Genomic DNA, 8,591 nt, shown 5'->3' on the forward strand with positions numbered 1-8,591 from the left:
AACGACCTCTGAGGGCCCACCCTCGGCACCCGTAGCACCCGAAACCACTGGGGCATAAACGGGGGCATTTCTCGGAGGGTTCAAGCCCAAGTGCCTGCTGTCGTTCCATGTTCCGATGAACTGGCTGGGGTGGTAGGAATCCTTGCCGTCCGATGATCGTTATAGGCTTTTTAGCGAAGCACAAGAAACTGGGGCGGTTTCGGGGGCATTTCTAGGGTAAGCACGGGGCAATTTGACCGCTAGAGAGGCCGTTAACGGGTGCTGACAGGACCGCCAAAGCAACCCTCCACTGGGGCTGAGACGACCGCTGACGATCGATTCCGGGGGCTGAACACTGGTCGCTGGTGCTGGCGGTTGGGTCGGAGCGGACGTTAAAGTCTAGTGCAGCGAAGGACTGCTTTGAGCCCAACACAGACGTTACAATAAGCAGCTAGTCGCCTTCGCCGAAACCCGGCCCGGTTCCATCCAAAGCTGCGTCCTGAAGTGTGAACGTTTCCTGCCAGACTTGTGTGTCGACCGGTTCATGCCGTGGTTGGTTTTCTGGTGGAAAGCGCATTGGTTTTCCAGGCAACGCACCTGTCGCCGCACCGTCCCGTTTTACGAAGACGCCGTTGACGACCACATGAGGCATGCCGCGAGGAGGCAGCCCCTGGGTGCCGCTCTGATAATCCGATCCAGGACCGACAGTTTCAGGGTCGAAGATGACGATGTCTGCTGCCATACCCTCTTGCATACGACCGCGCACGTTTAGGAACTCCACCCCGGTAGCCCCCATATGATAGGCGGGCCAATAACTAAGCTGCGACAACGTAAACATGAGCGGCACGCCTTCCTCACGCGCGAGCTTGAGAACGGTCGAATGTGAACCCGAGGTGCGCGGGTGCCCGGCGAACAAGAGCGGATCGCCACGCAATCCCAAGTCTTCCGTGTACCACATGCTGTCGCTGCCCACGACCATGTTCGGCACTCGGAGCCATTGCGGCAACCACTCCTCCCTCGCGGGATTGAAGACGATCACAGTGCGACCCGGATCGTCTTCTGCGACCTGTTTGTACTCTTCAATCGTCAGGAATTGGTCCTGACTTGGGTCGTACATAATGTCTTCGTATTTGAGCCCAAGGGCAGCGATAGCGTCCGGGGTTAGCTGATCAGAGGCGATCGAGGTGGAGCCGGCTGTATAGGGGTAGTACTCGGCCCACATATTTAATCCCTTGGCGCGCGCCATCTGGAGTTTCTCTTCTATCTCCCACCAGCCATAGTCGTTGTTGTGGCTGTAGAGGAGAGGAGCATCGAGTAAGAAAGCGTTGGTGAAGACTTCCGCAAAGCCAAGCGGAGCTTCCGGGTTCGTCGCCGAGGTATGAAACCGGCCGTGTACCCCCGTGGCCCGTCCGTAGCGGGCCGCCGTGCGTTGCAACTCAAACTGTTCATAAGTGCTGATACCAACGCCCGCGTACCCAACCGTCGAACCTGCACACAGCCCCCCTTCTTGCAAGCCTTTGTCCACGATTTGCATGATCCGGTTCATCTGTTCGACGCTTGCGCGAGTAACAGACCAATCCGCAACACCGTCTTCTGAACTCGACAAAGCGCGCAATGCGAACAAGTTCGAAGCGTCGACGGGCACATCAATCTCAAGCTCGTCCATGACGACCATGCGGGCGATTTCATGCGACACGCAGGTGCCGTAGTTCATCGGCCAAGTGGCTTCTTCGCGGGAATACCAGTCGGCGATGTTGATGGCGCCAACTTCGCTGTCATAGGCTGTCGTGACACCGTCCATCATACTCATGTTGATGGCATACTTCTGACTGGAGTGTGTGTGGCTATCAATAAAACCCGGCGCCACTACATGCGCAGTGGCATCCACGGTATCTTCGCCTTCAATTGGAGCGGTCGTAATTTTGACAATCCAGCCGTCGCTGATCCCGACATTGGCAATTTGGTCAAAGCCTGTTTCAGGGTCCATGACACGGCCGTTCAGAATAACCAGATCATAGGTGTCAGCCGAAGCCCCCGTAGTCATTTCACCTTGAATTATGCAACTGGCGGTCAGGGCCATGGCGCTCCAAAATAACTTCGACATCTCAAACACTCCTCTTCTACAATTCGCTTTCGGGAGGGTGCACACCCTAGTTTTCATAGCCCGTAACAACGACGTCCATTCCCGGTCTCAACACATGCTCCGGATTTGGGAAGGCCACCAAGACCGCCGCTTCATCTGTGTCGGGGTTCAATCCTATGCTCGCCGAGATAATTCGTCCGGTATGGGGGAACTCCGTCCCATCCGGGAGTTCCAGCCGCACAGTAATTGATGCATGTATTGCCGTTTCATCTTCTCCTGACAATACGCGCTCCATAACGCGATCTATTGGAACGGGTGCGCGTACATGGATCGGATCGAGCTGTACAAGTGTGGCAACTTCCCGGCCACGATTGATATTCACATTAGCGTTTTCACGGTAGTTGGGCGATGTCATCTGCCCGCTGAACGGCGCGTAAAGCTTTTGCGCAGCTAGCAAAGATGCCGCCATGTCACTCTGCACGCGTAGTGTCTGTGCGGAAGCTTGCGCAGCTCGCAACGCGAACAAAGCTTCCTGATATTGAGCCTCTGAAACAGTTTCGCGGTCTTTCAGTTCTTGCTGCCGTGCAAAATCTTCCTGAGCTTTTTCAACTGCGACCAATGCTTCATTCAGTTGCGCTTCTGCCAAGGCAAGCTCCAACTCTTTGAAGCCAGTATCGAATTCAACCAACAAGTCACCCTTCGCAACGACTTGTCCTTCCACAAAATGCAACCGGTTGATTTTATTGCTGACTTCGGCTGAAACGTCCCATGCCCGCGCGGGTACAACAATTCCTTCAACAGTTGATGTCACCTGCGCTGCGGAAGTCGGTGGGAAAGCAAATCCCGCAGTCAATAGGATCGGAACGATCGCTAGCAAAGTTTTTGCCCGCCTGCCGAAAATCATATCTCCCCTCCAGGTACTATTCTTCTTTTTTATCACGATATTCTGTCACAGAGTTTGGAACGCAGACTTGACGTGTGTCAAACCGCCGTAGCTGCTGTCCCACCGGAAAAGTAGACCACTGCTTAAGTCTGTTTTGTCCGCATCGCAGTCGTTCACGACGAGTGCAACGAATGTCTGCTTCGAGCCCGAAGTCGCCAAACGATGATCACTCAAATAGGCCGCTAGATTTCCCCAAATCAACATAACACGTTTTGCTGCGAAGATTATCCAGCACGTCTTCTTCGACCATTTGGGGATCGGAATGATAATCAGTGATGCCGGTCCCTTCCAGCATGCGGTTCATTAAATTGAAAAGCCCGCAGACCTGTATCGCATCAAAAAGTGCCTTCTCAGTCCAGCCAGCTTCAAAAACAGCTTTTGCGTCGGCTTCGGTCATGCGCGATGGGGTGGTCGTAAGCTTGCCAGTATAGGACAGCACTGGCTTTAGCCGGTCGTCAATGTCGGCATTTTCAAGGTCATTCATCATCGCCTCGATGGTGCTGATTTCAACGCCAAAAGCCTTGGCGTGTACCTTATGCGCCCCAAAACAAAACGCGCAGGCATTCAAACCCGAAACATACGCAGCAATGATCTCGCGTTCAGCAATGCTGAGTTCGCTCTCACCTCTCATGACCCTGTTTTGGTACTCGGACAGTGGCCCAAGTTTTTCGGGAAAAGCGCTGTAAATATGGCTGAGACTCGCACCGTCGGGCAGGGATGGAAACAGGCGTTTCATATCAAATCCTCACAAAATCATCTGTTTGTACCGTAGTGGAAATCTGCGTTTTGGCGAACAAGTGATCCTCCAAAGGGTTGCTCTGATGTGTGTGGGTGTGAAAGCTGATATTGGTGCAAGCACATCGAACGGCCGTTTCGTCCGCAGACCCGCCATCCGCGGAGAAAACCTAAACGTCCGCTCCCGTCCAAACCGAGCAACCTCCTGCATCTAAATAAAGAAGCAACTGCAGGAGTTTGATCCATGAAGTACCTGTCTGCCCTCGGCGTTCTCGTCGGGGGTTTTCTTTTGCACCCGCCGCCCAAGGCCGTCCTGACGACGATGCTCTGGGTGGTCTCTCGATCCCACCCCGCCGTTTCGGCGCTGGTTCTGCTGGCGGTCCTCTGGACGTGGAAGTCCGACGATGACTGAGCTGGAGCTGTCCCCCGGTGACGTCGTGGTCGTTCGGGCCTTCGATGACGTCGCTGAGCATCTGTTCCGCGTGGAAGAGGTGTTCGAAGACTGCGTGACTGGCTTTGCTGTCAGCGGCCCTCTGGCTGGCTCCTATGGCGAACCGGCCCTCGAGATGATCCTGCGGGTCGTCACCAGCGCCTAACGGCAATCCCCAAAATTCAAAACAGAAAAGGAGGAGATTGATGTCTGCTCACATTCGCTATGCCTATCTGAAGGGCCATACGTGGCTGTTTAGACGCAACTATCCCGTTGACGTAGCTCTCGCGCTGGGCGCTCAGGCGCTTAAGCAGAGCCTCAAGACCAGTGATCGCAACACCGCCCGCGTCCGTGCCGCTGAAGTCAATGCCCGGTTCGAGACACTGGTGGAACAGGTGCGGTCGCAGGCAGAAGACGCCCTGTCTGTCCCGGAGAGCACCGCTGACGTTCCTGATTGGGTTGACCAGCCAGAGTCGTCTCTCGTCCGTCTCCGGGCCACTCTGGAGGACTCTGGATGCAATCTGGAGCGGTCCAGCTTCGCCAGACCAACTGCACCGGTAAAGGTGCCGGTTCGTGACCTGAGCCGAGCCTATCTGAATAAGCGCAGTAACGAGCTACGACCCAGCGGGTTCAAATCGGTCCGATACTCTGTTGGGTTGTTTGCTAGTCGATACAGTGACCAGTCGGTTTGCAGCCTGACCAGAGCCGACGGAAGAGACTTCCTGTCCGCAATAGCCCAACTGTCCCCAATGATCGGCAAGTCAGAACGGACCCGTGGGCTGACCCTGGACCAACTGGTCGCGTACTCGTCTCGGGGGTCGGTGACCATAACAGCCAGAACCCAGCGGCGTATCTGGTCGCAGGTCAATCACTTCCTCGACTGGGTGGTCTATGAAGGGCATCTGGAACAGAACCCCTTCCGGACCGTTCTCTTCGATCGGAAGGTGCGCCCAGCGCCTTATGCCGTTCCGACGGACGATGAAGTCGTGCGATTGCTGGGAGCCAAAGACCGGGAGTTACATCCTGTTCTGCTGACCTGCCTGCTGTCAGGAATGCGCGCGGGGGAAGCGGTTGGGCTGCTTCGGGAAGACCTCGTGACCAAGGGCAACCTCGGGTGCTTCGTTCATGTCAGACCAAACGAACTGCGACTGCTGAAGACCGATGCTGCGGAGCGACTGGTTCCGGTTCACCCGGTGCTGGATGAGACGTTCCGGCAGTTACCCGCATCCGGCCCTCTGTTTCCTGACCTGACTGTGGCGCATGTCACCAAGGGGTTTGCGCGACTGAGACGGCGGCTGGGACTGGAACGACCGGGACTAGTGTTTCATTCGACCCGCAAGTGGTTTGTGACCCAGTGCGAGCGAACAGGGGTTCCGGAGCACTTCACTGCTTCTCTGGTTGGTCACCAATCTGCACGGTCAGAGAACGGGATCACCTACGGGATCTATTCCGCTGGCATAAGTGACGAGCAGCGTCGGTCGATCGTTGACCAGATAAGACTGCCAACATGAGTTTCCCTGACATTGACGCGTTTGAGGAACGCGCTGCTATCGCCGAGTTCGATGGCGGTTGCACCCGTAAAGCAGCCGAAGATCTGGCGGCTCGCGCTCAAGGGTTCCGTGACGCTGAAGCCTACTGGCAGTGGTTGGCCGACTACGTCGTCAACCGAAGACCACCCTGACACCTAACCCTCGGCGGCCCTTAGCGGGTTGCCGGGGGATCCCTGTTTTGTTTTTTTCTTCAAAGTGGACGTTGGTTGGAGGCAGTTGAATGACCGAGCTGCGGACAAAGCCGCCTTATGCTCATCGCTTTCTGATAACCGGTCGCAGCCCGGAAGCGGACCTTCATTGCGAGCTTTACATCCTCACAGATGCGGACCAAGAGGGCATTGCATGAGGCGACCAGCGCAATTTTATCAGCCCACAACCGCTTGCGACTACTAAGCTGTCCTATCGTAGAGTAGTTCGCAGTCGTCTGACCGCTCCGTGGTCCAGGCACAAGGGGCTAGACACCAGAGCTGAAGCATGGCTGGGTTGCTTGGAGATTGCCCAATCCTTCGGAGATCCCCAAAAATGAAAAGTCATGCAAACAAGCCGTTAGTGACCTCCGCTATTGCTATCGCTCTTTTGGCCTCCGGTGCGGTATTTACTGCTTCTACACAACCAGCAAGCGCAGAGGCTGGTTATTTCTGGGATGAAACCGTTGAGTCTGTAGATAGAAGCCCTTGGATATTTGAAGGCATAAATGTTTTTGGCGAATTGGCACGAGTTCCACCGTCAGATTGGGTACGTACTTTGGAAAAAGCGGCATACCCAACTGAGCTTGAGACTTTTGTTTTCACAGCTAGCAATAATGAAGAACAGAATATCAACGATTGGTTGCATCAAACACATACCGATAGCTTTTTGATTTATCACGATGGCAAATTGGTCGCTGAAAAGTACTTCAATGGCATGAGAGCTGATACGCCTCACCGCATTCACTCGATCACCAAGACAGTGTTGGGTATGGCAGCAGGTCTGGCGGTTGAGGCGGGAGAATTAGATCCCAAAAAGCTGATCACCGAATACCTGCCAGAGTTGGAAGGCCCAGCATTCAAAAATACAACGGTTAGACACCTACTTGATATGACCGCTGCTGTTGATTGGAAAGATGCTTCTAGCGGCTACTTAGACGACGCCGGTGATCTGTTCTGTGCGTTTGGTCAGGACCTCTCTGAAAAAGTTGAAATTTGTGATACAGAGTCTGGCGTTAAGGAGTACATGATCTCTCTTAGTGATCGCGAGACCTTGGTAGAAGACGGTGAAGTTTATAGTTACCGTTCAGTGCTATCTGCGCTGCTGGGTATGGTTATCGAGTCGGCGACTGGAGAAAGCTATCTGGATGTACTGGCCGAGTTGTGGCAGGACATCGGTGCTCAGGACCCTGCATATAGCGAACTAGGACCCAAAAGGATTGTGCAAACGAGTGGTGGGTTATTTACCAGCTCTCGTGACCTATTGCGATTTGGCATAATGATGCTGGACAACGGAAAGGTTAACGACACTCAAGTTATTCCTCCAGATTGGATAGCTGACACGATTCAAGCAAATGATGACGTTATCGCAGCTTATGAGAAAAGCGCATACGCGGAGGTGTTTGAAGGCTTCCACTACCGTAATCAAGTTTGGGTGAAAGACAGAGAAAAAGGTGCGTTTTACGGCATTGGTGTCTATGGGCAGCTGTTGTATGTGAACCAAAAAGCCAATGTGGTTATGGTGAAGCTATCAAGCCAGCCAGACGTTCAAAATACACCTATGTACCTGGACTCTATGGTTGTGATGAAAGGTATTGCAGAGACTTTGAGTAAATGAATTTCAGATTATCTAAATCTAGTAAGCTGAGCCAAATGGCTCGGCTTATACTACGGAAAGACTTAACAGTGTCGTCGGGTTAGTACCGGGTGACCTCGACTGCGACCGCAGCAAACACCACACCAATCAACAGAGCTTTTGTATTCACTGCCGAAAGGCTGGGTAGTTTAACCCGAAGAGACAGGGCTATTATCACACCCCCTGTTAACCCAGTCGAAATTGAATAGATCATGCTACTTTTGTCTGCGTTGAGACCGATCAATATGCCGACCGCAAGCGACGCGACAAAGTATGCGCGTAGCCATCCAGACATGTGTCCGGGGTGGGTCTTATAGAGAAAGATATTCACCCCAAACAAATGCAATGAATAGGCCAACGTTCCAACAGCGTACAGCTCAGGTGATGTTCCCGTCGTTTGCATGACGGTAATGGCAAGCAAGCAGTTATAGGTCCCGAGGGCCACTGTGTCCAAGCCAAGCGACAACTTGTTGTCGGCCCCTACGTCGCGACTGGCCTCCAGCAAGTAGTAAATGAGAAATCCTAGGAGCGAATAACCGAACAGCGAGTTTTCCCATTTCCCGCTTGCAGCTAAACCGGTGGACAATTCACCAATTTTTGGCAGCAGGAAAAGAAAAGCATAGCCAAGTCCGATCCCTGATGAAAAATCAGAAAGCCAGCCTGCTAGGGCGGGGAATCTCCGGTAAAAAGACACGCAGAAGACGTGAACAGTGCCGATGACTGCAATCGATGTTATCGCGAGGTATGTCGACGCGTCGAACACGGCTAAGATCCAATGATCACATTACAATTTGTATGAGACACCCCTTGGGAGCAAAAGCACAACCTAAAAAGTGAAGAAGGTGCGGTTTGAATATAACACTCAACGACAGCTTTCTTCTGCACTTTCGGCATTGATGCACGGTGCAGAAATTTGAACTTGGGCTCAAAGCAGTCCTTCGCTGCACTAGACTTTAACGTGTCTGCCATCAGCACTCATGGAACAGAATAGGTTGATTGCGTAACGGAGGATTTCAGGCTCATCGTAACCATCAGAGAGTGGAGATGAGA

Annotated in this window: 9 protein-coding genes; 5 read left to right on the forward strand and 4 right to left on the reverse strand. The window is 53.4% G+C overall.

From position 1 onward, the window contains the following. Positions 1 to 430 precede the first annotated feature (430 nt). The 3 genes from ACR0DB_RS22375 to ACR0DB_RS22385 form a co-directional block, all read right to left on the reverse strand. Complete coding sequence (locus tag ACR0DB_RS22375; RefSeq protein ID WP_170469012.1) at positions 431 to 2,083, reverse strand: amidohydrolase family protein; 1,653 nt, start codon at positions 2,081 to 2,083, stop codon at positions 431 to 433. A 46-nt stretch (positions 2,084 to 2,129) separates the two neighbouring features. Next, entirely contained in the window at positions 2,130 to 2,966 is an 837-nt protein-coding gene (locus ACR0DB_RS22380) for an efflux RND transporter periplasmic adaptor subunit (protein WP_170469009.1), read from the reverse strand. Between the two features lie 205 nt (positions 2,967 to 3,171). Further along, entirely contained in the window at positions 3,172 to 3,741 is a 570-nt protein-coding gene (locus tag ACR0DB_RS22385) for a peroxidase-related enzyme (RefSeq protein ID WP_170486250.1), read from the reverse strand. Between the two features lie 243 nt (positions 3,742 to 3,984). Here ACR0DB_RS22385 and ACR0DB_RS22390 point away from each other — a divergent pair, with 243 nt between their 5' ends. From ACR0DB_RS22390 to ACR0DB_RS22410, 5 genes are all read left to right on the forward strand, one after another. Beyond that, entirely contained in the window at positions 3,985 to 4,152 is a 168-nt protein-coding gene (locus tag ACR0DB_RS22390) for a hypothetical protein (protein WP_170537863.1), read from the forward strand. Further along, positions 4,145 to 4,336: a hypothetical protein gene (locus tag ACR0DB_RS22395; RefSeq protein WP_480553068.1), complete on the forward strand. Its 192-nt coding sequence runs from the start codon at positions 4,145 to 4,147 to the stop codon at positions 4,334 to 4,336. Before ACR0DB_RS22390 ends, ACR0DB_RS22395 begins: the two co-directional genes overlap by 8 nt. Positions 4,337 to 4,376: 40 nt before the next feature. Next, positions 4,377 to 5,681 (forward strand): DUF6538 domain-containing protein, encoded by a 1,305-nt coding sequence (locus ACR0DB_RS22400; RefSeq protein ID WP_170624662.1) that lies wholly within the window; start codon positions 4,377 to 4,379, stop codon positions 5,679 to 5,681. Beyond that, on the forward strand, positions 5,678 to 5,851 hold the full coding sequence (locus ACR0DB_RS22405) for a hypothetical protein (protein WP_170502247.1): 174 nt from the start codon (positions 5,678 to 5,680) through the stop codon (positions 5,849 to 5,851). Before ACR0DB_RS22400 ends, ACR0DB_RS22405 begins: the two co-directional genes overlap by 4 nt. A 391-nt stretch (positions 5,852 to 6,242) precedes the next feature. Continuing rightward, on the forward strand, positions 6,243 to 7,523 hold the full coding sequence (locus ACR0DB_RS22410; protein ID WP_170469006.1) for a serine hydrolase domain-containing protein: 1,281 nt from the start codon (positions 6,243 to 6,245) through the stop codon (positions 7,521 to 7,523). Between the two features lie 79 nt (positions 7,524 to 7,602). On the opposite strand, the gene ACR0DB_RS22415 is transcribed toward ACR0DB_RS22410, so the two are convergent. Further along, the gene (locus ACR0DB_RS22415) at positions 7,603 to 8,304 is read right to left on the reverse strand and encodes a hypothetical protein (RefSeq protein ID WP_170469003.1); all 702 of its coding nucleotides are present in this window, start codon (positions 8,302 to 8,304) and stop codon (positions 7,603 to 7,605) included. Positions 8,305 to 8,591: the final 287 nt, after the last annotated feature.

It is taken from the genome of Ruegeria sp. AB6 (assembly GCF_056542685.1).

Bases quoted from the DNA above. Each gene is read 5' to 3' on its own strand.
- ACR0DB_RS22375 (WP_170469012.1), bottom strand. From the start codon at position 2,083: ATGTCGAAGTTATTTTGGAGCGCCATGGCCCTGACCGCCAGTTGCATA.
- ACR0DB_RS22380 (WP_170469009.1), bottom strand. From the start codon at position 2,966: ATGATTTTCGGCAGGCGGGCAAAAACTTTGCTAGCGATCGTTCCGATC.
- ACR0DB_RS22385 (WP_170486250.1), bottom strand. From the start codon at position 3,741: ATGAAACGCCTGTTTCCATCCCTGCCCGACGGTGCGAGTCTCAGCCAT.
- ACR0DB_RS22390 (WP_170537863.1), top strand. From the start codon at position 3,985: ATGAAGTACCTGTCTGCCCTCGGCGTTCTCGTCGGGGGTTTTCTTTTG.
- ACR0DB_RS22395 (WP_480553068.1), top strand. From the start codon at position 4,145: ATGACTGAGCTGGAGCTGTCCCCCGGTGACGTCGTGGTCGTTCGGGCC.
- ACR0DB_RS22400 (WP_170624662.1), top strand. From the start codon at position 4,377: ATGTCTGCTCACATTCGCTATGCCTATCTGAAGGGCCATACGTGGCTG.
- ACR0DB_RS22405 (WP_170502247.1), top strand. From the start codon at position 5,678: ATGAGTTTCCCTGACATTGACGCGTTTGAGGAACGCGCTGCTATCGCC.
- ACR0DB_RS22410 (WP_170469006.1), top strand. From the start codon at position 6,243: ATGAAAAGTCATGCAAACAAGCCGTTAGTGACCTCCGCTATTGCTATC.